This is a genomic window from Anaerovibrio lipolyticus, assembly GCF_021531495.1.
GTDB lineage: Bacteria > Bacillota > Negativicutes > Selenomonadales > Selenomonadaceae > Anaerovibrio.
Genome location: NZ_JADYTY010000089.1, coordinates 1 through 465, shown reverse-complemented (window position 1 = coordinate 465; position 465 = coordinate 1). Strand labels below are relative to the sequence as shown.

Genomic DNA, 465 nt, shown 5'->3' with positions numbered 1-465 from the left:
TTGATGGAATCAAGAGAAAGCTTGTCTCCATATTTTTTAGGCCGTCCACGTTTTCCAGATATAGGCTCAGGCAAATCCCACATGACAGTATCATGTCTGGCATTGCAGATTATATTGACATTGTTATATGATAATGCCCAGTATATCAGTTTCTTTTTGGCATACCAGCTGTCAAAGCAAAGTATTACCTGCTTATATTTTAGCATTGGCATAATTTCTCCTAATAACTCAGTTGCAAGTTCCAGTTTTGATTTTTCAGGAGTCCACATGGCATATCCGATAGAAATGGGAACATAACGGATTTGTTGCTGGTAGCCTTTTCGAGTTTCCATTACCGGAACAGACATTGTAAGGCTCACAAAACAGAATGATGCTTAAAGACATTTTTGCTAATATTTGTCGAATTTGTGTGTTTGCAATCTTATCATTTGAAAGTGCGTGATAGTAACTATTGAGTTTTTTATC

Annotated in this window: 1 protein-coding gene; it reads right to left on the bottom strand. The window is 36.6% G+C overall.

The genetic code is table 11. The features are described 5' to 3' along the window. The coding region (locus tag I6E26_RS11105; protein WP_235321925.1) for a transposase at positions 1-347 on the bottom strand (347 nt) is incomplete at its 3' end. Positions 348-465 lie beyond the last annotated feature (118 nt).